Below are 19,851 nucleotides of genomic sequence, written 5' to 3' on the forward strand. Positions count from 1 at the left end.
GCGACGCATCGCTACCAGATACGACCGGCATGCCACAAACTACCTCGCTGCCATCGCTCTCGTAGCCCTTATCACCGCGTGGCTTAAATGAGTCCCCAACCTAGGTTGAGAACCCAAACAAGTATCAGATTTTCTGCCGTCACCCCGGCGCAAGGCCGGGATGACGAAGCAAGAATATGCGTTCCCAGCCTAACGCTCTTCCCAGGCGAAATCGTAGAAGACGCGGAAGCGGTTGCCGTCGGGATCCGCGGCGAAGAATTCGTAGAGCTTCCAGGGCTCGGCCCGGGGCGGAGCATCGATGGCGACACCCCGTTCCGACCATTCGGCATGGAGCGCATCGACTTCCGCCCGGCCGTTCAGATTGAGCCACAGGACCAGGGGCGGCGCATTGCCGAGATGCGCGCGATAGGCGGCGTTGCTCAGGAACATCCGGCTCGCCCCCCGCGACACGCCGGCAAGACCGAGCGCCTCGTCCGACCAGTCGATCGTGAAGGCCAGGCGCGTGCGATACCAGTCCAGCGCGGCGGCGAGATCGGAAACCGGAATCTCCGGGCAGGCGGCGGGGAAGCTCACCGGCCGCCGGCTTCTCGATAGGCGCGCGCGCCTGGAGCCGGCAACGATATGAGCAGGAATTCCGGCCGGCGCATATGCTCCCCCGATGACGATCCTGCCTGCAGCCTAGACGAAAACCCGCGCACCGTCCAAGCCCGTCCGATCCGCGAACGATTAGCATTAGCGACGGAGGCACATAGGAAAGGGGGCCGCCTACACGGGCAGCCCCTCTCCTCTCCTGACTCTGAAAGCCCGCGTTACTTGCTGGTGGCCGGACCGCCGACGCCGCCCGTCACGCGGTCCTGCACCGAAGCGAGATACTCGCCGGTCTGCAGGAACGGGATCGGGTTCACCGCCTTGCCATCGACGCGCACCTCATAATGGAGGTGGCTGCCGGTCGAACGGCCGGTCGAGCCCATCAGGCCGATCAGCTGGCCGCGCTTCACGCGGGTATTGTCGGCGACGAGGATCTTCGAGAGATGGCCGTAGCGGGTCTCGATGCCGCGGCCATGGTTGATCTGGACGAGATTGCCATAGCCGCCCTGCCGGCCGGCATGGCTGATGACGCCATCGGCCGTGGCATAGATCGGCGTGCCGAGCGCGCCGGGAATGTCGACGCCGGCGTGCATCGCGGCGGTGCCGCGGAACGGATCCGAGCGGACCCCGTAATTCGAAGTGAAGGTGAGCTTGTCGACCGGCTGCATCGACGGGATCGAGATCACCGTCTGCTCGAGCATGTCGAGCTTCTTCCAGGTGACGAACAGCGCGCGGAACTGGGCATCGGCCGCCTCGGCCGAGGCGTCGCTGCCGCTCGCATTGTCGTTGTCGACCGGCTCATAGGGGCCGCCCATCGCCGGCACCTTCACATAGCGCTCGGGCGAAAGGCCGAGGCGGCGAAGCTCGCCCGCGGTCTGCTGATACCGGGCCTCGCCGGCGGCGCGGGCCTTGCCGGCCAGCGCGATCTGGCGCGCCTCGACGCGCTTGAGCGGGGCGAGGACTTCATTGGCGACGGCGCTGGTGCGCTGCGAGGCGCCCGGCAGCGGCTGCTCGATCACCTTGCGATCGCCCTTGCCGGTGAGCGTCGCGCTGATCAGCGCCTGGTGCTGCTCGACGCGCGCGGCCTGGAGGCGCGCAGCCTCCTTGGCGGCGGTGACATCGGCCTGCATCTTCTCGACCTGCTCGCGCATCCGGGCGACCTGCGCCTCCGGCGAAGCGGGCGTGCCGGTCACGCCGCTGATCGCGATCGCGCCCACCGCGGCCTGGGCCACGCCATAGGCCGAGAACAGCACGGTGACAGTGGCGACACCGGCGAGCAGCGCCTGGGTGCGCCCGGCGACGCTGAAACGCTTCAGGTCGCGGCCGTCATGGAAAATAAAATCGCGGGTAGTGAAGAAAGCACGGAACCGCTGAGCTGCGGTAGCGGTTCTGGTGTTCGACGCCTTAGCCATGATTCCCCGGCAGTTTCATGGAAGCCAGCACCGAAACGCGACCCGGCCGCCGTACTTCGAATTATCCCGTGTCGCAGGAAGCAGCCCCTCCGCCTCTGGACGATGGCTTGTGGCCCGAGGAATCAGTCCACGGCAAGAGGTTGGTAATAATCGCGGGACAAACCGGCTGAGTCGCGCGCCGAGTCGTTGAACGGAGGCTTAAGCAAGCCGCGAAAGTGGCGGGTCACCAGCGCCTGCCAGGCCGTTTCGGGGACGAAACCCTTTTCGCGGCAGGCTGATTCGAACCATCGGGTTCCAGCGCGGACATGCCGCACCTCATCGTTCAGAATGCGTGTGAGGATGCGCGCCGTAACTGCATCATCCGCCGCCAGAAATCGCTCGATCGTGGCGGGCGTCACATCTAGTCCCCGCGCCTCCAGCACCATCGGCACCACCGCCAGCCGGGCAAGCGGATCATGCGCGGTCTCGGCTGCAGCATCCCACAACCCGTCATGCGCGGGCATCGCGCCGTAATGGCTGTCCAGCTTCCGCAGCCGCCGGTCGAGCAGGGCGAAATGCATCGCCTCGTCGGCGCCGACCTGCATCCAGTCATCGGTGAAACCGCGCGGGAACTGTCCGCCGAAGCGCCCGGCCGCATCGAAGGCCAGGTCGATCGCAGCGAATTCGATATGCGCGAGCGCATGGATCAGCGCGATCCGCCCGCGCTCGGAGCCGCCCTTGCCGCGCTTGGGCATGCGGTTGGGCGGCAGCAGCTCCGGCCTGTCGGGACGCGCGGGGCGATCGGGCATCGCCACGTCGAACGCAAAGGCCAGCCGCCCCAGCCGCCAGTCGCGCGCGGCGGCGCGGGCCGCCTTGATCTTGTCGGCCGGCGCCGCCGCGGCGAGCACCGCGCGGCAGGCCTCGGCAACGCTTCTCACCGCGCCTGCATTTCCTTGATCGATTCGAGGACGTCCACCGCATGGCCGGGCACGCGCACCCGGCGCCAGGCGCGGAACAGCCTGCCCTGATCGTCGAACAGGAAAGTCGATCGGTCGATGCCCATATAGCGCTTGCCGTAGAGCTGCTTCTCCACCCAGACGCCGAACGCTTCCATTGCCTTGCCCTCGGTATCGGTCGCGAGCGGCACGGTAAGGTCGTATTTGTTGATGAACTTCTGGTGCTTGATCGGCGGATCCTTGGAAACGCCCAGCACCTCGGCGCCCAGCGCCGCGAATTCCGGCAGCAATGCCGAGAAATCCTGCGCCTCGCGCGTGCAGCCCGACGTGTCGTCCTTGGGATAGAAATAGAGGACGAAGGGCTTCCCCGCCTTGTCCGCGAGCGCGATCACCTCTCCCTCGGTCCCGTCGAGATCGACCGCGGGGATCTTGTCGCCTTCCTCGATAGCCATCGTCTTCTCCTCAGGCAGGGCCGCGCACCGCCGCCCAGCAATCGCGGACCTCCTGCCGGGTCCGGTCGAGCTGCGCAACCACCTCGTCCCAGCTGCCGAGCTCGAGCGCACGGGCAATCAGCGCCTGGGTGGCAAAGCCCGGCGGCTGCGCGTCGGGCGCGACCAGCCGCATGGTGACGAGCAGCCGGGTGAGGAAATCATGCGCCGGGCGCATGGCGGGGGGCAACAGCCCCTGCCCCGCCAGCTGGTCGATCGCCGGCCCCAGCCGCGGCTCGAAGCCGGCATGGTGGACGAGCTGCGTCACATGCACCGCGAACTCCAGGTCGACCAGCCCGCCATCGAGCAGCTTGGCGTCGAGCGGCCCCTTGGGCGGCTTGTGCGCCGCCATGTCGGCCCGCATCCTGAGCGCCTCGGCCCGGATATCGCGCTCCGGCCGCGCGCCCTGGAGCACCGCGTCGATGATCGCCTGGACCCTGGCGCGCGCCGATGGCGAGCCGAAGACCGGGCGGGCCCGGGTGAGCGCCATATGCTCCCAGGTCCAGGCATCCTGGCGTTGATATTTCTCGAACCCGTCGAGCGACACGACCAGCGGCCCCTGCGCACCCGAGGGGCGCAGCCGCGTGTCGACTTCGTAGAGCGGCCCGGCGGGCGTCGGCACCGAGAGCGCGGCGGTGACGCGCTGGCCGAGCCGGTTGTAATACATCACCGCGCCGAGCGGCTTGGCGCCGTCGCTCTCCGCCGCATAATCGCCGGTGAAGAGATAGACCAGGTCGAGGTCCGAGGCATGGGTGAGCGCCTGCCCGCCCATCCGGCCGAGCGCGAGGATCACCAGCTCGCTATCGGGCACCACGCCGTGGTTGCGCGAGAATTCACTCACCGTCGCGCTGGCCAATGTCTCGATCGCCGCCTCGGCGACGCGAGCATAGCCCGTCGAGACCTCGAGCGGATCGCTCGCTCCGGCGACGATCTGCGCGCCGAGCGCGAAGCGCTTCTCGTTGACGAAGCGCCGGACGAACTCGAGCTGGAACTGATAGTCCGAGCCCGGCTCCCAGCGGCGCATGCCGGCGGCGAGCGTCTCGATATCGGGAACCGGCGCCAGCGCGGTCGCGTCGATCAGCCCGTCGAGCAGTTCGGCGCGCCGCCCCAGCTGCTCGGCCAGCGTGGGCGCCAGCGCCAGGATCGCGCCGAGCAGCTGGGCGAGCCCGGGCTGCGCTTCGAGCAGGCGGAAGAAATTGATCGCGCTGGGCAGGCGCGAGAGCATCGCGTCGAAGCGGGTGATCGCGTGCACCGTGTCGGGCGCGCGGGAAAAGGCGTCGATCAGGCCGGGCAGCACCGATTCCAGCGCCTCCCGGGCAGCGGGCGTGCGCAGCGCCGGATAGGTGCCCGCCCGCCAGCCCTGGACGATCCGCGCGGCACCGTCCGGCCGCTCGAACCCGGCTGCGCCGAGCTTCGCCTCGAGCGGCGCGCTCTCGCTCGGCAGCCGCTGCTCCTCCTCGCCCGCCAGGCCGTCATAGACCGCGCCGACGCGGGTGACGTGCGGCAGGAGCAGATCGGTGAGCGCGGCGCCGCCTGCCAGGCCGTGCAGCCGGGCGACATTGTCGAGCGAATCCGGGTTTTCGGGCAACTGGTGCGTCTGGCGATCGTCGACCATCTGGAGCCGGTGCTCGATCGTGCGCAGCGCGACATAGGCCCGAGTGAGATCCTGCGCCTCGTCGAGCCCGATCCGCCCCGCCTCGGCCAGCGCGGCGAGCGCGTCGCGCGTGGCGGGCGCGCGCAGCGACGGCTCGCGGCCGCCATGGATGAGCTGGTGGATCTGGGCGAAGAACTCGACCTCGCGGATGCCGCCCCGCCCCCGTTTCAGGTCATAGCCGGGGCCGAACGCCTGGGCCTGCGAATAATGATCGCGGATGCGGCGGCTGATGTCGCGGATCTCGCGGATCGTGCCATAGTCGAGCGCGCGGCGCCACACGAACGGACGGATCGCGTCGAGGAAACAGCCGCCGAGCGCCAGATCGCCGGCACAGGCCCGGGCGCGGATGAAGGCGGCGCGTTCCCAGGGCAGCGCCTGGCTCTCATAATAGGAGATCGCCGCCTCGACCGGCAGCACGATCGGCGTCACTTCTGGCGAGGGGCGCAGGCGCAGGTCGACGCGCAGCACATAGCCGTCGCCGTCGCGCGCCTGGAGCAGCTCGACCACGCGGCGGCCGATCCGCACCGCCGCTTCCTGCACGTCCTCGCGCGGGCGGCAGGGCAGCGTCTCGGGATCGAAAAGCAGGATCGGATCGATGTCCGACGAATAGTTCAGCTCGCGGCTGCCCTGCTTGCCGAGCGCGATCGCGGCGAATCCGCGCGGCTCGGCGTCGGGCGTGCGCTCGAGGATCGCCGCGCGGATCGCCCGGTCCAGCGCTTCGTCGGCGAAATCGGTGAGGAGATGGGTGACGCGCGTGAGGTCGAACCGGCCCGAGAGATCGCCCAGGGCGACGAGGAGCGCGAGCCGGCGGCGCTCGATGCGCAGCCGCGCGCCCTCGCCCATTTCGCCCACGCCGGCCCGTGCGGCCGCGCGGGGGTCCGCAAGGGCGGCGTCGAGATCGGCGACCAGCACAGCCTCGCGCGTGAGCAGGTTGTCGAGGAAGGGCGCATGGGCCCGAACACGTGCGACGGCGTCGGCGAGATCTGCGGGGAGAAGGATTTCAGTCACGGAATCAGCCACCTGCGAAACGGTGCATTGCAAAAAGTCAAGCAACAAAACGAGAATTGAATTGTTCTAGCAACATGAACCAGACGACTTCAGCCCCGGCCAGCGAAGCCCGGCAGCCCGCATATCGGGTCGAAGCGCCGCGCGCCAGCGACGCGATCGGCCTGGCACTGCGCGACGCCTATGCGCGGGACTCGGGGCTGCCGGACGACATGGCGGCGATGCTTCGCCTGCTCAACCGGCCCCGCTGAACCTCGAGCTTTCCCGGCATGGAAAAGGCCGCGCTCCTCCGAGAAGCGCGGCCTGAATTTTGCGTGGGTCCGGGCCTATTTGGCCGAGAGGTCGCCGCGATCGCGGCTGAGATCCTCCACTTCGCCCATGATCGTGTCGAGCGCCGTCTTGCCTTCGGCGGTGCCGGGCTCCAGCCGCCGCGAAGGCAGTTGCCCTTCGCTGAGCAGATGCTCGAGCGCGACTCGCCCGCGCGCCACGCGGCTCTTGATCGTGCCGACGGCGACCTGGCAGATCTCGGCCGCCTCCTCATAGGCGAAGCCCCCGGCCCCGACCAGGATCAGCGCCTCGCGCTGCGGCTGGGGAAGATGGAGCAGCGCGCGCTGCATGTCCGAGAGCTCGACATGCCGATCCTGGCTCGCCGGCGCGGCGAGCAGCCGGTCGGCAACCAGATCGTCCCATTCGCCCTTGAAGCGCGCGCGGCGCATCTGGCTGAGATACAGGTTGCGCAGGATGATGAAGGTCCAGGCGCGCATGTTGGTGCCGGCCTGAAAGCGCTTGCGCGCTGCCCAGGCCTTGAGCAGCGTCTCCTGCACCAGATCGTCGGCCAGGTCGCGGCTGCCCGAAAGCGAGCGGCCAAAGGCGCGCAGATGCGGGATGACCATCGCGAGCTGTTTCTTGAACTCGGGGTCGGAGAGCGAGACATGCTCCTGCGGCGCCTCGGTCCCCTTGTCCTCGGGCTGTTCGGACTGACTCATTCGATCCCGCTTTTTTGCGTGGGCCGCGTGGAAGCGGCCTGTTCCAGAGATAGGCTTGGTGGCCGCGATTGCCAGCATATTCATGCCGTGCGCGGTCAGAAGAGAAGGATCACGGCGAACGCGACGATGACCAGCACCAGGCCATAGCCCAGCACATAGCGCGTCATGTGCGGCGTAGCGCCGGCGCGGGCCCGCTCGCTGTCGATATGGATGGATTCGTCATTCTCAGCCATGCCATCTACAACCCGCGAAGACCGTTTTGGGTCCGTATCATGTGGAACCCGCGCCGGATTTTTCGCGAATGGCTCAGGCCGGGACGGTCGCCTGGTCGAAGAACAGCGCCTGGCTGATCGTCGTCTTCACGGTTTCCCGCTGGAACGGCTTGGTGATCAGGAACGTCGGCTCCGGCCGCTCGCCGGTGAGCAGCCGCTCGGGGAAGGCAGTGATGAAGATCACCGGCACCGAGAATTCGGCAAGGATGTCCTTCACCGCGTCGATGCCCGAGCTGTCGTCGGCGAGCTGGATGTCGGCGAGGACCAGCCCGGGCCGGTCCTCCATCGCCAGCGCGACCGCTTCGTCACGCGTGACGGCGACGCCGGTCACCTCATGGCCCAGGTCGCGCACGATCTGCTCCAGATCCATCGCGATGAGCGGCTCGTCCTCGATGATCATCACCCGCGTGCGCGTCTGGCGCTCGATCTCGGCCACGGCTTCGCCCACCAGCTTCTGCACCTGTCCCGCATCCTCCTCGATCAGATAGCCCGCATCCTCGATGCTGAAGCCCTCGACAGTGGTGAGCAGCAGCGCCTGACGCGACAATGGGGTAAGGCGCGCGAGCCGCTTGCGGGCGATCGCCTCATTCTCGTTGGCGGCATCCGCCACGACATCCTCTTCCTCGAGATGCGTCGACTGCCAGATCGCCTGGAAGGTGCGGTACAGGCCCAGCCGCGGATCGACCTCGCGGGGGAACTGGTCCGGCGCCGCGACGATCGCCTCGAGCGCCGCGCGCACATAACGATCGCCATCGGCCTGGCTGCCGGTGAGCGCGCGCGCATAGCGGCGGAGCAACGGAAGGTGCGGCGCGAGTTGCTGTCCAAGCGACATGGTCGAACTATTCTCCTACGAGTGCGGAACGGGTTGTTTCATCCCCGTTACGAGCTATTGCAATCCTCATTCGTGCCACCCGAAGGAGCCCCTCCCCGGATATTGCATCGCCTGTGGAACAAACGAGGCGCTATTTGGTTTCATGGCAGATGCTGCGTAGTGTTGCCGCTCAGCCGCCGGCCCCATGCGACCGGTGGCTTTCGTTCAATTCCGGAAGTTGCATCCGGAACAGGTCGCTTTTAGTCCGGGCCGTGGGTAACGCTACGGCGCAGGGGGGAATTGGTGCGTTCCGCGGATGAGAAAATGAAAAAGCCGCCCAAATCCGATGGCGGGAAGGAAACCGGTCGCCCCGGTCGCAATGTCGGCGTGGCGCTGCGCCAGGCCTATGACGAGGCCCTGGGCGAAGCCGTTCCCGACGATCTGCTCGACCTGCTGAAGAAGCTCGACTAGTCCGGAGTCCATGGACATCGCAGACGAAGAACCGCGCGCCAGGATCCGTCCGGCCGCGGCGCTGGTGCAATTGCCCACCGGCGCCAAGGTCTTCCTCTACCTGATTCTCTGCCTGCTGCCGCTGGCATTGATCGCCCTGTTCACCACGCTGCAGAGCACGCGAAACGCGGATACCGAAGCCCGCGCCCGGCTGGGCGCCGCCGCCGGCGAGAGCTCGGGCGTGCTGCGCGACATCCTCGTCAACCATGTGAGCCAGCTCGCCGACGCGCTGGCGGCGCTGGAAGCCAATCCACACGACGTTCCGGCCTGCACTCGCCTGGCGGGCACCTTCGCCACCACGGCGGGCGCGCGCTTCTCGATCGCCGACGGCGAGGGCCGCGTCATCTGCGGCCAGCGCTTCCGCGCGGAGGACAGGGCCAGGCTCCAGCACCGCCAGGTGCGGACCACGCTGGAGGCGGACGGCATGACGCTGCGCATCGGCGGCAGAACGGGCAGCACCGCGACCGCCTTCTACTCGAAGACCACGCTCGCCGCGCTGATCCAGCCGAGCGGCTTCGTTCCCGAATATGGCGCGGCGCTGATGCAGAATGGCGAGCGGCTGGTGCTGCGCAGGCTGGAGGGCGCGGGGCCGCTCGATCGCCGCGAGATCATTCCCAGCAATCTGGGCATCGACGGGCTCGAGCTCGAAATGTCGATGCTGGGCACGCCGATCACGTCGCCGATGATCATCAACACGGTGGTGCTGGTGCTGATGTGGCTCGCCGCCGCGGGCATCAGCTGGTTCGTCGTCGATATCCTCCTGATCCGGCCGCTGCGCCGCCTGCGCGCGAGCGTCGGCGCCTACAAGCCGGGCGAAGTGATCGACATCAAGCGCTTCGGCGACATGCCCGCCGCGGAGATCCGCGAACTGGGCGACACGTTCCGCGACATCAGCCGCACCGTGAAGGAACATGAGGCCGACCTGGCCGAGGGGCTGGTGCGCCAGACCAAGCTGACTCGCGAAGTTCATCACCGGGTGAAGAACAATCTTCAGGTGATCGCCAGCCTGATCAACTTCCACGCGCGCAGCGCCCGGAGCGAGGAAGCGAGCGAGGCCTATGCCTCGATCCAGCGCCGGGTGGACGCGCTCGCAGTGGTCCATCGCCACCATTATGCCGAACTGGAAGAGAATCGCGGGCTCGACCTCCGCTCGGTGATCGGCGAGCTTGCCGCCAATATCCGCGCCACCGCTCCCGAGCGCGCCCAGGGGCTGGGCGTGACGCTCGACATCTCGCCGGTGCTGGTCAACCAGGACGTGGCGATCGCCGTCGCCTTCCTGCTCACCGAGATCGTCGAGCTGGCGATGAACTGCAATCCGGCCGCGCAGATCCGCATCTCGATCAAGCCGATCGACGATGACGAGCACCGGGCGCTCCTGCGCGTCACCTCGCCTGCCCTGGTGGAGAGCCCCGCGCTCGAGACGCTGGTGGAGAATCGCTATGGCCGCGTGATCGGCGGCCTTGCCCGGCAATTGCGCACCAAGCTGCATCACGATCCGCTCAGCGGCGCCTATGAAGCCGCCATCGCGATCACCGGCCGCCCCTGAGCAATAACCTGGATAAAAAAAGTTCGAAAAAAATCGAGGGGCGTGGAACCCGGGATCGCATGGACCGTTTTGCTCTTCGGATAGTGACCTTTTGCCCCCCCGCTCTCGCTATCCAAGACATGGGCCCGGAAGCGTCAACCCTCCCCCCCCGGTGACGCTTCCGGGCCTAAAAATTTTCGGGCCCCTCGCACTTTCTTCAGCATTGGCAGGCACTTGCCGAGCAAACGGAACGTTTGCGCGAACCTGCGCATTGGTCCGGTGATCCCGACGGGATCCGGTACGTGGAGAGTGAATATGCGTAAGATCATCGCCTGCGCCGCGCTTGCCGGCGCGATGCTGGTCTCGGCCTGCAACACGATCGAAGGCATGGGCCGGGACGTGTCCTCGGCCGGCGACACGGTCGCCAAGACCGCGAACGACGCCAAATAGGCCAGGCGGAAAGGAAAGCCCCTCCCGCGCACACGGGAAGGGCTTTTTCGCGTCAGGCCTCGGCGGCCTCCGTCTCGTCCTCGTCCTCGGCGTCCTTCGCGGCCGGGCGACGGCGGCGCGTGAACCAGATCGCCGCCAGCGACAGGAAATAGAGGCCGACCAGCGGAATCGCGAGCAGCAGCTGCGAGCCGACGTCCGGCGGCGTCAGCACCGCGGCGATCGCGAAGGCGGCGACCACGGCATAGCGCCAGGCGCCCTTGAGCTGCTCATAGGTGACGATTCCCGCCCGCTCGAGCAGCATCAGCAGCACCGGCAGCAGGAAGGTGATGCCGAAGGCGAAGAGGAACTGCATCACGAAATCGAGATATTTCTCAGCATCGGGCATCGCCACCTGCTTGACGCCGCTGGTGCCGAGTTCGCCCTGATAGCCGAGCAGGAAATGCAGCGCCGTGGGGATGGCGATGAAATAGGCGAGCGAAGCGCCCGCGATGAACAGCACCGGAGTTGCCAGCAGGAAGGGCAGCAGCGCCTTCTTTTCCTGCCGGTAGAGCCCGGGCGCGACGAACTGCCAGAGCTGTGTCGCGATCACCGGGAAGGACAGCATCATCGCCGAGAAGAAGGCGACCTTGAGCTGGACGAAGAACGCCCCGAATATCTGCGTGAAGATCACCTGGTCCTGCCCGGCCACGGCGAGCGGATGGACGAGGAAACCGTAGATTTCCTTCGAGAAATAGAAGGAGGCAAAGAAAGTCACCAACAAGGCCGCCACGCAGTAGAGCAGGCGGCGGCGCAGTTCGATCAGATGCTCGAGCAGGGGCTGCTGGGTATCGTCGATGTCCCTCATTCCGCCGCCTCTGCAGGCGGCACGGCCTTCTTGCGGGTGCGCGGCTTGGCCGCCGGCTCGGCCGAGCTACCGGCTGCCTTGCGCGCGCGCGGCTTGGGCGCGGGCCTGGCGACGGGCTCGGCCACCGGCTCGGCGGCGACGGCGGCCGACTTGCGCGCCCGCTTCGGCTTGGGCGCCGGCGCGGACACGCCCGGCGTCTCGCCCAGGATCGCAGGCTGCTCGACCATCACGGGCGCCGCGTCCTCGCCGACATGGTGCACCTCCGCCTCCGGCGCGGGAAGCGCCGCGGGCGGATGCTCCGACATGATGCGCGCATTCTCGGCCGCCCATTGCTTCTCGAGCTCGGCAAGCTCCGCCTCGCGGACCATGCTGTCGAACCCGGAGCGGAACTGGCGCGCGACGGCGCGCGCCTTGCCGAACCACTTGCCCACGAAGCGCATCGCCTTGGGCAAATCCTTGGGCCCGATCACGATCAGCGCCACAATGGCGACGACCACGAATTCGGGCGCGTTGAAATCAAGCATCGATCAAATCGCCAGAAGCGGCCCCCGGCGCCCTGAGCCGGGAGCGGCGCGGAAGTTCAGAGCTTCTCTTCGCGCGCGGGCTCGGCCTCGCGCTGCACGGTCGGCTCCGGGGCCGCCTTGCCTTCGATGCGGGTCGCCGGCTTGTCCTCATCCTCCTCCGACATGCCCTTCTTGAACTGCTTGATACCCTTGGCGACGTCGCCCATCATGTTCGAGAAGCGACCGCCGCCGAGCAGGAGGATCGCAATCAAGCCCAGCACGAGCCAGTGCCAGATGCTGCCCATACCCATAACAAATCTCCTTGATTCAATCTCTATCTAGGCCTCGCGCGCAGCAGCGGCAATGGCCAACGCGGGAGCGCCCTATTCGTCGTCTGTGACAGTTTCGCTTTCGGGCGCCTCGGCCATGTCGCTTTCGCCCAGCGCCTCCATGGCGAGATCGACCGGATCGAGCAGGCCCGCGGCCTTGAGGTCGTCGATTCCCGGCAGGTCGCGGCGGCTGGAGAGGCCGAAATGCGTGAGGAAGCCGCCCGTGGTGGCATACATCAGCGGCCGCCCGGGCACTTCGCGGCGGCCGGCCGGACGCACCCAGCCGGCTTCCATCAGCACGTCGATCGTGCCCTTGGAGATCTGCACGCCCCGGATCGCTTCGATCTCGGCGCGGGTCACCGGCTCGTGATAGGCGATGATCGCCAGCGTCTCGATGCCCGCACGGCTGAGCTTGCGGCTCTCCTCCCGGTCGCGGCGCAGCAGGTGCGCCAGATCGGCGGCGGTCTGGAAGTGCCAGCGGTCGCCGCGGCGGACCAGCTCGATCCCGCGCCCCGCATACAGGGCCTCCAGCGCGGCCAGCGCGCCGCGCAGGTCGATCTCCGCGCCGACATGCGCGCGGATCTCGTCCAGCGTCATCGGGGCCTCGGAAGCGAACAGCACGGCCTCCACCGCGCGCGAAGCTGCATCTTCGGGAGTCATCCGGCCGCCTTGAGATAGAGCGGCGCGAAGGCCGATTTCTGCCGGAGCTCCACCCGGCCCTGCTTGGCCAGCTCGAGCGCGGCGACAAAGGACGAGGCGAGCGCCGACTTGGCATAGGGCCCGGTCGCGCCTTCGGGCAGGAAGGACTGGAGCGTGCTCCATTCGATCCGCGTGCCGATCAGGGCCGAGACGCGCTCGATCGCCGCCTCCAGCGTCATTACGTCGCGGTGCGCGACGACGTGCATCACCGGTCGGGTACGCGCGCTGATCCGGCCATAGGCGGCGATCAGGTCGTAGATCTCGGCCTCCCAGCGCGCCTTGCGCAGCACGCGGAGCCCCTCGGGCGCGCCGCGGAAGAAATTGTCGCGCCCGGTGCGGTCGCGCGCCATCAGCCGCGCGCCGGCATCGCGCATCGCGTTGAGCCGCTCGAGGCGCAGCTGCAGGCGGAGCGCCAGCTCCTCGGGGCTCGGCGTCTCCTCGGGATTGCGCGGGAGCAGCAGCGCCGACTTCAGATAGGCCAGCCAGGCGGCCATCACGAGATAGTCGGCGGCCAGTTCGAGCCTGAGTTCGCGCGCCTGGTTCACGAAATCGAGATACTGCTCGACCAGCTGGAGGATCGATATCTGCCGCAGGTCCACCTTCTGGTTGCGCGCGAGCGCGAGCAGCAGGTCGAGCGGCCCTTCCCAGCCGTCGATGTCGATCTTCAGCGTGTCGGGTGTCTCGACGTCCATGACCGGAGTTAAGCAGGTCGGAGAGCGACTGTCATCTCTCTCCCGCTCCCCTTTGGGGGAGGGGAAATGCGGTGCGCCATCGACAGGCCCCTCTGCCCGCCCCCTCCCCGCAAGCGGAGAGAGGGAGAACTCACGCCAGCGCCAGCAACGCGTCGCGCCTGGCGATCAGCTCCGCAAAGTCCGCATCGGGCTCGTCGGCGCCCGTCGTCGCCATCGCGCGGTCGAGCCGCTCGATGCATGCGGGCGTCGCGTCGGGCAGCAGGCCGGAGATCTCGATCATCTCCTCCATCCGCGCCCAGCAGTCGAGCACCACGTCGCAGCCCGCCGCCAGCGCCTGCATCGCCTTTTCGCCCGGCGTGCCGGAAAGGGCCTTCATGTCGATGTCATCGGTCATCAACAGGCCGTCAAAGCCGATGCGGCCGCGGATGATCTCGCCGATCACCCGGGGCGACAGCGTGGCGGGCCGCTCGGCGTCCCAGGCTTCGAACACCACATGGCAGGTCATGCCCATCGGCGCATGCCGGAGCGCGTGGAACGGCGCGATGTCCTGCTCCAGCGCCGCCGCATCGACCCGGACGCGCGGCAGCTCGAGATGGCTGTCGACCAGCGCGCGGCCGTGGCCGGGCATGTGCTTGACCACGCCGACCACGCCGCCCCGGCGCAGCCCCTCGACACAGGCCTGCCCCAGCGCCGCGACCCGCATCGGCTCGCCGCCAAAGGCGCGGTCGCCGATCGCCTGAGTCACCTCGGGCGTGACGACATCAAGCAGCGGCGCGCAATCGACGGTGACTCCCACATCGGCCAGCATCATGCCCAGCGCATGGTAATTGGCCCGTGCCGCCTCGATCGCCGAGACGGGCGCGACATCGTAGAGCCGGCCGAACACCTCGCCCGCCGGGAAGGCCGGCCATTCGGGCGGCACCATCCGGCTGACGCGGCCGCCTTCCTGGTCGATCAGGATCGGCAGATCGGCCCGGCCGCTCAATTCGCGCAGGCTCTCGGTGAGCGCGCGCATCTGGTCGCGGCTCTCGCAATTGCGCTTGAACAGGATGTAGCCGAGCGGATCGGCGTCCCGGAAGAAATCGCGCTCCTCGGCCGTGAGCGACAGGCCGGATACACCGAAGATTACAGGCTTCATGGGGGCGTCTTAGCCGAGCGGGAGGCGCCGGATAAGCCCCTCCCCCGATATCGGCCATGCCCGTGCGGCATGGCTTGCCGTCAGCCGGCCCGGCGGTTCAGCGCACGCACCGGCCATCCCGCCACGCACCGCCCGCATCGAGGCAGCGATCCCGCGCAATGAACGGGCCCGCCCATGTCACGGCCACCCCAAGGCCCATCACCAGGACGGCCAGCACGATCGCGAGGTTGCGGCGGCCGGCCATCAATTCGCCACGTAGCAGCTCTCGCCCGCCACCTTGAGCTTGCCGCACAGCTCCTTCGCCTGACCGTTCGAGCCCGCATTGACGCGCAGGCGGAACACCGACTTGCCGTCCTTCTCGCCGCGCTCGACCGACTTGCCGAGCGGCGCCAGATAGGAAAAGCGCTTCGAGAGGCGCGCCCAGGCGGCATTGGCGCCGCCTTCGTCCGGGAAGGCGCCGAGCTGGATCAGCGCACCCGAGCCCCCGGCCTGCGGGGCGATCACCGGCACGCGCCTGGGCTGGACCTCCGGTTTGGCGGCGGCGCTGGACGGGATCGCGACCTTGGCATTCTTCTCGCCCGTCAGCGACGGCGCCTTCTCCGCCACCTTCTTGCCGTCCACCGGCGCCTCGGGCAACGCGCTGGTGTCGATGCTCGAATTGCCGCTGTCGCCCTGGCTGGTGGCGAAGACGGTGTCTCCCTCGCCATCCACCTTCATCCCGCCCGGCTCGTCGGGCTTGACCTTGTAATCGCCTTCCGGCGCCGCGATCAGCTCGCCGTTGCCGGCCAGGCTCTTCTGCTTCTGGTACCAGTAATAGCCGAACGCTCCCGCGCCGAGCACCGCCAGGAGCAGGACGGCGAGCAGCAGTAGGCGACCGAAGGAAGGCCCCTCGCGATAATCGTCCTCCACCGTCTCCAGCCAGGGAAGGCGATCATCATCGCCGAATCCGGCCTCCCCCCCACGCATGTTCATTCCTCACATCTCCTGGACAGCCTCGACGCCCATGATGCGGAGGCCGTTACGTACAATCTGCCCAATCGAACGCGCCAAATAAAGCCGTGCGCATGTCAACGCCGCCTGATCGGGAATCAGGAAGCGGCGGCTCGCATCGTCCTTGCCCAGATTCCACAGGCTGTGGAGCTCAGCCGCCAAATCATAGAGATAAAAGGCAATTCGATGCGGCTCCCGTGCCGATGCCGCCGCTTCGACGATCCGCGGGAACTGTGCGGCGGCCTTAACCAGCCGGAGCTCCTGTGTATCAAGCAGAGACAGATCCACATCGGCGCAGGCGATCCCCGCCTCCGCGGTGCGTCGCTGGAGCGATGCGACGCGGGCATGCGCATATTGGACGTAGAAGACCGGATTGTCCTTCGACGCCTCGACCACCTTGGCGAAATCGAAATCCATCTGCGCGTCGGCCTTGCGAGTCAGCATGGTGAAGCGGACCACGTCCTTGCCCACTTCGTTCACCACGTCGGCCAGCGTAACGAATGTGCCGGCACGCTTCGACATCTTCACCGGATCGCCGTCGCGCAGCAGCCGGACCATCTGGACCAGCTTGACGTCGAACTTGGTCTCGCCGCCGGTCAGCGCCTGCACCGCGGCGACAATGCGCTTGACGGTGCCGGCATGATCGGCGCCCCAGATATCGATCAGCTGGTCCGCCGACTGCGCCTTCTGGAAATGATAGGCGAGATCGGCACCGAAATAGGTCCAGGCGCCGTTCGACTTCTTGATCGGGCGATCCTGATCATCCCCGAATTGCGTCGAGCGGAACAACGGCAGCTCGACCGGCTCCCAATCCTCGGGCGTCTCGCCCTTGGGTGCTTCGAGCACGCCGTCATAGACATAGCCGCGCTCGCGCAGCCACGCTTCGGCCTGCTCGGGCTTGCCGGCGGCCTGCAGCTCGGCCTCGGACGAGAACAGGTCGTGATGGATGCCGAGCAGCGCCAGGTCGGCCCGGATCATGTCCATCATCGCGGCGACGGCGGTCTTGCGGAACTGCACGAGCCATTCGCTCTCCGGCGCGGAGACGTACTTGTCGCCGAACTCCGCCGCGAGCTTCGCGCCGACCGGCTTCAGATACTCGCCCGGATAGAGCCCCTCGGGAATCTCGATCGTCTCGCCCAGCGCTTCCCGGTACCGAAGATGCGCCGAGCGCGCGAGCACGTCGACCTGGCCGCCCGCGTCGTTGACATAATATTCGCGGATCACCTTGTGGCCGGCGAATTCGAGCAGCGAGGCGAGCGCATCGCCCACCACCGCGCCGCGGCAATGGCCCATGTGCATCGGGCCCGTCGGGTTGGCCGAGACATATTCGACGTTCACGGTCGTGCCCGCGCCCATGGCGGAGCGGCCATAATCGTCGCCGGCATCGAGGATCGCCACCAGCTCGCCGCGCCAGGTCGCGTCGGTGAGCGTCAGGTTGATGAAGCCGGGGCCCGCGATCGAGACCGAGGCAACTTCGTCCAGCTTCTCCAGCTCCGCGCCGATCTTCTCGGCCAGTGCGCGCGGATTGGTCCCCGCCGGCTTGGCGAGCACCATCGCGGCGTTGGTGGCCAGGTCCCCGTGCGAGGCGTCGCGCGGCGGCTCGACGGTGACCGCACGTCGCTCCAGCCCCGCAGGCAGGTCACCGGCGAGGACGAGCGCGTCCAGGGCGAGGTTCAGATGCGCGGCGAAGCGTGCGTAGAGCGTCATTCACGGTTCCAGTGGTTGCGGAAGCGCGCGCCTTAGCGGATGCGGCCGAAACTGCACAGCCCCCGGCCGAACTTCGCCATCCCCGCGCCATGGCGTGGCACGTGTTGACGGATCTTGCCGCGACCCGCCAAATGGGTCGCTTTGCCGGAACCGGCGATCGGAAGGGACACAAGACAAGGTGGCGGAGGCAGCTGCGGGCAGGAAGCGTCGGACACAGGCGGAGCGCACCGCCGAAACGCGGGAGGCGCTGCTCGATGCCGCGATCCGGCTGCTCTATCGCAAGGGCTATGCCGGCACCTCGACCGAGGCGATCGCCGAAGAGGCCGGCGTCACCCGCGGCGCGCTGCATCACCATTTCGGCACGCGCGCGCAGCTGATGGCCGATGTGATCGGCAGCGTCTACGAGCGCGAGAGGCGCGCCTATGAGCGGATCGCCGTCGATACCGGTCGCGGCGCGCGCCTCGCCGACTGGCCGGAAATGCTCTGGGAGGTGCTGAGCCGCCCCTCCGGGCTCGCCGTGCTCGAGATACTCCAGGCGTCGCGCAGCGATCCCGAGCTGGCCGCGCTCGTCGCGCCGATGCAGGCGAGAGTGGAGCAGATGTCGCTCGAGACGATCAAGCAGCAGTTCGGCAGCGGCGAGGATAGCGAGATGCTCGCCGGCATCCGCCTGTTCGTCTGGGCCGTGCGCGGGCTGTCGATCGCGCAGGTCCTTGCGCCGAACCCCGCGGACATGCGGCGCTCGGTCGATTTCCTGCGCCTGCTGGTCGAAGGCGCGACGAACGCGGGCGTCATCGACTCCCGCGGGCGCCCGATCATCCCGTCGCCCGGCTGACGGATCAGGGAACCGGCTGCCCTTCCCGGCAGACTGCGGCGATATTGCCGAAGTCCTTCGTCCCGTCATCGGTTGCGAGCATCTTCAGATGCCCGAGCCAAACGAACCGCCGGAACACGGGATCCCGCGCGGTCCGCTTCTCGCCACAGGCGATCTGCGGCGCGTCCCGCCGGACGACGACATCGCGCAATTCGGCATGCGGATCCTCCATCGATGCCAGGATCGCGGTTTCCGCCGCCGATCGCGGCTGCGGCGCGGGCACGGCCGGCGGCACCATGGCCACCGGTGCCGGCGTGGGCGGGGCTTCGGCCGGCCGCACCACGACGGCGCCGGCATCGGCCGCGACGGGCGCGCTTCGTGGCCAGGCGAAAAAGGCGATGGCGGCCGCCGCCACGATCAGCGCCGCGGCGATGCCATAGGTACGGACCATGTTCCTGCCTTTCATGGATAGGGGTTGGCCGCGCGCCGCCCGGACCGCGGCGCGCGACCAGAAGCTCAAGGAATATTGGAGATCCGCCCGGTCCAGGCGTTCGCGGTGAAGAACTCGCCGGTCCCGTTCTTGAACGCGGCGCCGGCGACGGCATCGCCCTTCAGCTGCCAGGCAAGCCAGGCGGTCGGGAAGCCCATATAGCCATAGACCCCGTTCGCGCAGGCCTTGAGGAAGCCGAGCGCACCACAGCCCGGCGTGCCGGTGATGTCATTGTGGTTGGCGCCCTTCAGCAGGCCCTTGGCCTTGAGCATCGTGCCCGGCGTGGCGTTGTAATAGGCCGTTTGCGAGTTGAGCTGGGTACCGCCGCTCTGGGTGTCCGGCGCGATCAGGCTGTCCGCCGTGCCGCTCACATAGAAGATCGATCCCGAGCCGCCGGTCAGCGTCGGCGTGAGCAGGCAATTGTCGGCCGGGTTGCACCAATTCTGGTTCGGCAGCTCGAACGTCACCGTGGTGGTGATCACCCCGTTCGAGTGGAACATCGCATTGGCGGCGCCCGAAGCGCCCTGCGAATGGCCCGCCGCCCCGACATGGGCGAAATCGACGCGGTGATAGAAGGGGCTGGACGGGTTCGCTTCCTCGGCCCGCATATAGGCCAGCGAATCCAGCACGGTGTTGCCATAGCCGGTCTGCTGGTCGCGCGTCGCCACGACGATGAAGCCCCAGCTGGCGAGGTGCTTCAGCCAGTTGGTGTAATTGTCCGGCGTGGAGCCGGTGCCATTGGCCCATACCACCAGCGGCAGGCGAATGTTCAGCGACGCGATGTTGGACGGATAGAAGACATCGCATTGATTGCCCTTGGAATCACAGGCCGCGGCGGAGCGGGTCGTGGTCGTCGCATAGCTGCCATTGGCATAATATTGCGTCTCCACCGGGCCGGTCGGCGCGTTGGGAATGGACTGGGCGCTCGCCGGCAGGGCGGCGGCCAGAGCGACACTGGAAACCAATGTGGTGAAAATCGCCCGAGATACTGTCTTCATCTGCCTCTCCTTGC

Annotated in this window: 24 protein-coding genes and 1 pseudogene; 6 read left to right on the forward strand and 19 right to left on the reverse strand. The window is 67.7% G+C overall.

All coding sequences use genetic code 11. The annotated features are described in order from the left end of the window. Positions 1 to 91: pseudogene (locus ACIQCS_RS11355) on the forward strand (IS5/IS1182 family transposase); the annotation flags it as partial. 98 nt (positions 92 to 189) lie between these two features. On the opposite strand, the gene ACIQCS_RS11360 reads toward ACIQCS_RS11355, so the two are convergent. The 5 genes from ACIQCS_RS11360 to ACIQCS_RS11380 all read right to left on the reverse strand — a co-directional run bounded on the left by ACIQCS_RS11360 (position 190) and on the right by ACIQCS_RS11380 (position 6,085). After that, the gene (locus tag ACIQCS_RS11360) at positions 190 to 573 is read right to left on the reverse strand and encodes a VOC family protein (RefSeq protein ID WP_345847427.1); all 384 of its coding nucleotides are present in this window, start codon (positions 571 to 573) and stop codon (positions 190 to 192) included. Between the two features lie 236 nt (positions 574 to 809). Beyond that, positions 810 to 2,000, reverse strand: a complete 1,191-nt coding sequence (locus ACIQCS_RS11365; protein WP_345847429.1) for a M23 family metallopeptidase — start codon at positions 1,998 to 2,000, stop codon at positions 810 to 812. 122 nt (positions 2,001 to 2,122) lie between these two features. Further along, a complete protein-coding gene (locus ACIQCS_RS11370; protein WP_345847431.1) occupies positions 2,123 to 2,887 on the reverse strand; it encodes a ferritin-like domain-containing protein in 765 nt (254 codons plus the stop codon). 26 nt (positions 2,888 to 2,913) lie between these two features. Next, positions 2,914 to 3,387 carry a peroxiredoxin gene (locus ACIQCS_RS11375; RefSeq protein ID WP_345847432.1) on the reverse strand — a complete coding sequence of 158 codons (474 nt, stop codon included), beginning with the start codon at positions 3,385 to 3,387 and terminating at the stop codon, positions 2,914 to 2,916. Between the two features lie 10 nt (positions 3,388 to 3,397). Further along, positions 3,398 to 6,085, reverse strand: a complete 2,688-nt coding sequence (locus tag ACIQCS_RS11380) for a bifunctional [glutamine synthetase] adenylyltransferase/[glutamine synthetase]-adenylyl-L-tyrosine phosphorylase (protein WP_345847433.1) — start codon at positions 6,083 to 6,085, stop codon at positions 3,398 to 3,400. 74 nt (positions 6,086 to 6,159) lie between these two features. On the opposite strand from ACIQCS_RS11380, the gene ACIQCS_RS11385 reads away from it, so the two are divergent. Further along, positions 6,160 to 6,333, forward strand: coding sequence for a hypothetical protein (locus tag ACIQCS_RS11385; protein WP_345847434.1), 174 nt, complete (start codon positions 6,160 to 6,162; stop codon positions 6,331 to 6,333). A 75-nt stretch (positions 6,334 to 6,408) separates the two neighbouring features. Here ACIQCS_RS11385 and ACIQCS_RS11390 read toward each other — a convergent pair whose 3' ends face one another. The 3 genes from ACIQCS_RS11390 to ACIQCS_RS11400 form a co-directional block, all read right to left on the reverse strand. Continuing rightward, positions 6,409 to 7,068: a sigma-70 family RNA polymerase sigma factor gene (locus tag ACIQCS_RS11390; protein ID WP_401530885.1), complete on the reverse strand. Its 660-nt coding sequence runs from the start codon at positions 7,066 to 7,068 to the stop codon at positions 6,409 to 6,411. Between the two features lie 95 nt (positions 7,069 to 7,163). Then, complete coding sequence (locus tag ACIQCS_RS11395) at positions 7,164 to 7,301, reverse strand: hypothetical protein (RefSeq protein ID WP_280279648.1); 138 nt, start codon at positions 7,299 to 7,301, stop codon at positions 7,164 to 7,166. 73 nt (positions 7,302 to 7,374) lie between these two features. Next, positions 7,375 to 8,172, reverse strand: coding sequence for a response regulator (locus tag ACIQCS_RS11400; RefSeq protein WP_280279649.1), 798 nt, complete (start codon positions 8,170 to 8,172; stop codon positions 7,375 to 7,377). A gap of 303 nt (positions 8,173 to 8,475) precedes the next feature. Here ACIQCS_RS11400 and ACIQCS_RS11405 point away from each other — a divergent pair, with 303 nt between their 5' ends. From ACIQCS_RS11405 to ACIQCS_RS11415, 3 genes are all read left to right on the forward strand, one after another. Then, positions 8,476 to 8,622 carry a NepR family anti-sigma factor gene (locus ACIQCS_RS11405; protein ID WP_167300909.1) on the forward strand — a complete coding sequence of 49 codons (147 nt, stop codon included), beginning with the start codon at positions 8,476 to 8,478 and terminating at the stop codon, positions 8,620 to 8,622. Positions 8,623 to 8,632: 10 nt separating this feature from the next. Continuing rightward, positions 8,633 to 10,207, forward strand: coding sequence for a histidine kinase dimerization/phosphoacceptor domain -containing protein (locus tag ACIQCS_RS11410; protein ID WP_345847439.1), 1,575 nt, complete (start codon positions 8,633 to 8,635; stop codon positions 10,205 to 10,207). 294 nt (positions 10,208 to 10,501) lie between these two features. Then, the gene (locus tag ACIQCS_RS11415) at positions 10,502 to 10,636 is read left to right on the forward strand and encodes an entericidin A/B family lipoprotein (protein WP_280279651.1); all 135 of its coding nucleotides are present in this window, start codon (positions 10,502 to 10,504) and stop codon (positions 10,634 to 10,636) included. A gap of 52 nt (positions 10,637 to 10,688) precedes the next feature. Here the strand turns inward: ACIQCS_RS11415 and tatC are convergent, their stop codons facing one another. The 9 genes from tatC to argS form a co-directional block, all read right to left on the reverse strand. Continuing rightward, on the reverse strand, positions 10,689 to 11,480 hold the full coding sequence (gene tatC / locus ACIQCS_RS11420; RefSeq protein WP_345847440.1) for a twin-arginine translocase subunit TatC: 792 nt from the start codon (positions 11,478 to 11,480) through the stop codon (positions 10,689 to 10,691). Continuing rightward, positions 11,477 to 12,004, reverse strand: a complete 528-nt coding sequence (tatB, locus tag ACIQCS_RS11425; RefSeq protein WP_345847442.1) for a Sec-independent protein translocase protein TatB — start codon at positions 12,002 to 12,004, stop codon at positions 11,477 to 11,479. The genes tatC and tatB overlap by 4 nt, the downstream gene beginning before the upstream one ends. Before the next feature lie 56 nt (positions 12,005 to 12,060). Continuing rightward, the gene (locus ACIQCS_RS11430) at positions 12,061 to 12,294 is read right to left on the reverse strand and encodes a twin-arginine translocase TatA/TatE family subunit (RefSeq protein ID WP_280279654.1); all 234 of its coding nucleotides are present in this window, start codon (positions 12,292 to 12,294) and stop codon (positions 12,061 to 12,063) included. Positions 12,295 to 12,366: 72 nt separating this feature from the next. Beyond that, positions 12,367 to 12,972, reverse strand: a complete 606-nt coding sequence (scpB, locus tag ACIQCS_RS11435; protein WP_345847444.1) for an SMC-Scp complex subunit ScpB — start codon at positions 12,970 to 12,972, stop codon at positions 12,367 to 12,369. Continuing rightward, a complete protein-coding gene (locus ACIQCS_RS11440; RefSeq protein WP_086130381.1) occupies positions 12,969 to 13,703 on the reverse strand; it encodes a ScpA family protein in 735 nt (244 codons plus the stop codon). The genes scpB and ACIQCS_RS11440 overlap by 4 nt, the downstream gene beginning before the upstream one ends. Before the next feature lie 130 nt (positions 13,704 to 13,833). After that, positions 13,834 to 14,841, reverse strand: coding sequence for a beta-N-acetylhexosaminidase (nagZ, locus tag ACIQCS_RS11445; protein ID WP_345847447.1), 1,008 nt, complete (start codon positions 14,839 to 14,841; stop codon positions 13,834 to 13,836). A gap of 97 nt (positions 14,842 to 14,938) precedes the next feature. Beyond that, positions 14,939 to 15,085 carry a hypothetical protein gene (locus ACIQCS_RS11450; protein WP_345847450.1) on the reverse strand — a complete coding sequence of 49 codons (147 nt, stop codon included), beginning with the start codon at positions 15,083 to 15,085 and terminating at the stop codon, positions 14,939 to 14,941. Continuing rightward, a complete protein-coding gene (locus tag ACIQCS_RS11455) occupies positions 15,085 to 15,813 on the reverse strand; it encodes an SPOR domain-containing protein (RefSeq protein ID WP_345847451.1) in 729 nt (242 codons plus the stop codon). Before ACIQCS_RS11455 ends, ACIQCS_RS11450 begins: the two co-directional genes overlap by 1 nt. 3 nt (positions 15,814 to 15,816) lie before the next feature. Further along, positions 15,817 to 17,538: an arginine--tRNA ligase gene (gene argS / locus ACIQCS_RS11460; protein WP_345847453.1), complete on the reverse strand. Its 1,722-nt coding sequence runs from the start codon at positions 17,536 to 17,538 to the stop codon at positions 15,817 to 15,819. 178 nt (positions 17,539 to 17,716) lie between these two features. Here argS and ACIQCS_RS11465 point away from each other — a divergent pair, with 178 nt between their 5' ends. Then, positions 17,717 to 18,370, forward strand: a complete 654-nt coding sequence (locus ACIQCS_RS11465) for a TetR/AcrR family transcriptional regulator (RefSeq protein WP_345847455.1) — start codon at positions 17,717 to 17,719, stop codon at positions 18,368 to 18,370. A gap of 4 nt (positions 18,371 to 18,374) precedes the next feature. Here ACIQCS_RS11465 and ACIQCS_RS11470 read toward each other — a convergent pair whose 3' ends face one another. Together ACIQCS_RS11470 and ACIQCS_RS11475 are read right to left on the reverse strand one after the other, a co-directional pair. Next, positions 18,375 to 18,800 (reverse strand): hypothetical protein, encoded by a 426-nt coding sequence (locus ACIQCS_RS11470; protein WP_345847456.1) that lies wholly within the window; start codon positions 18,798 to 18,800, stop codon positions 18,375 to 18,377. A 65-nt stretch (positions 18,801 to 18,865) separates the two neighbouring features. Further along, positions 18,866 to 19,837 carry a hypothetical protein gene (locus ACIQCS_RS11475; protein WP_345847458.1) on the reverse strand — a complete coding sequence of 324 codons (972 nt, stop codon included), beginning with the start codon at positions 19,835 to 19,837 and terminating at the stop codon, positions 18,866 to 18,868. Between the last annotated feature and the right edge of the window lie 14 nt (positions 19,838 to 19,851).

Source organism: Sphingomonas sp. NPDC092440, from assembly GCF_044754985.1.
In the GTDB taxonomy this organism is placed as follows: Bacteria; Pseudomonadota; Alphaproteobacteria; order Sphingomonadales; family Sphingomonadaceae; genus Sphingomonas.

Coding starts and splice junctions, on each gene's coding strand:
- ACIQCS_RS11365 (WP_345847429.1), bottom strand. CDS start 2,000: ATGGCTAAGGCGTCGAACACCAGAACCGCTACCGCAGCTCAGCGGTTC.
- ACIQCS_RS11375 (WP_345847432.1), bottom strand. CDS start 3,387: ATGGCTATCGAGGAAGGCGACAAGATCCCCGCGGTCGATCTCGACGGG.
- ACIQCS_RS11385 (WP_345847434.1), top strand. CDS start 6,160: ATGAACCAGACGACTTCAGCCCCGGCCAGCGAAGCCCGGCAGCCCGCA.
- ACIQCS_RS11390 (WP_401530885.1), bottom strand. CDS start 7,068: ATGAGTCAGTCCGAACAGCCCGAGGACAAGGGGACCGAGGCGCCGCAG.
- ACIQCS_RS11395 (WP_280279648.1), bottom strand. CDS start 7,301: ATGGCTGAGAATGACGAATCCATCCATATCGACAGCGAGCGGGCCCGC.
- ACIQCS_RS11400 (WP_280279649.1), bottom strand. CDS start 8,172: ATGTCGCTTGGACAGCAACTCGCGCCGCACCTTCCGTTGCTCCGCCGC.
- ACIQCS_RS11405 (WP_167300909.1), top strand. CDS start 8,476: ATGAAAAAGCCGCCCAAATCCGATGGCGGGAAGGAAACCGGTCGCCCC.
- ACIQCS_RS11410 (WP_345847439.1), top strand. CDS start 8,633: ATGGACATCGCAGACGAAGAACCGCGCGCCAGGATCCGTCCGGCCGCG.
- ACIQCS_RS11415 (WP_280279651.1), top strand. CDS start 10,502: ATGCGTAAGATCATCGCCTGCGCCGCGCTTGCCGGCGCGATGCTGGTC.
- tatC (WP_345847440.1), bottom strand. CDS start 11,480: ATGAGGGACATCGACGATACCCAGCAGCCCCTGCTCGAGCATCTGATC.
- tatB (WP_345847442.1), bottom strand. CDS start 12,004: ATGCTTGATTTCAACGCGCCCGAATTCGTGGTCGTCGCCATTGTGGCG.
- ACIQCS_RS11430 (WP_280279654.1), bottom strand. CDS start 12,294: ATGGGTATGGGCAGCATCTGGCACTGGCTCGTGCTGGGCTTGATTGCG.
- scpB (WP_345847444.1), bottom strand. CDS start 12,972: ATGACTCCCGAAGATGCAGCTTCGCGCGCGGTGGAGGCCGTGCTGTTC.
- ACIQCS_RS11440 (WP_086130381.1), bottom strand. CDS start 13,703: ATGGACGTCGAGACACCCGACACGCTGAAGATCGACATCGACGGCTGG.
- nagZ (WP_345847447.1), bottom strand. CDS start 14,841: ATGAAGCCTGTAATCTTCGGTGTATCCGGCCTGTCGCTCACGGCCGAG.
- ACIQCS_RS11450 (WP_345847450.1), bottom strand. CDS start 15,085: ATGGCCGGCCGCCGCAACCTCGCGATCGTGCTGGCCGTCCTGGTGATG.
- ACIQCS_RS11455 (WP_345847451.1), bottom strand. CDS start 15,813: ATGAACATGCGTGGGGGGGAGGCCGGATTCGGCGATGATGATCGCCTT.
- argS (WP_345847453.1), bottom strand. CDS start 17,538: ATGACGCTCTACGCACGCTTCGCCGCGCATCTGAACCTCGCCCTGGAC.
- ACIQCS_RS11470 (WP_345847456.1), bottom strand. CDS start 18,800: ATGGTCCGTACCTATGGCATCGCCGCGGCGCTGATCGTGGCGGCGGCC.
- ACIQCS_RS11475 (WP_345847458.1), bottom strand. CDS start 19,837: ATGAAGACAGTATCTCGGGCGATTTTCACCACATTGGTTTCCAGTGTC.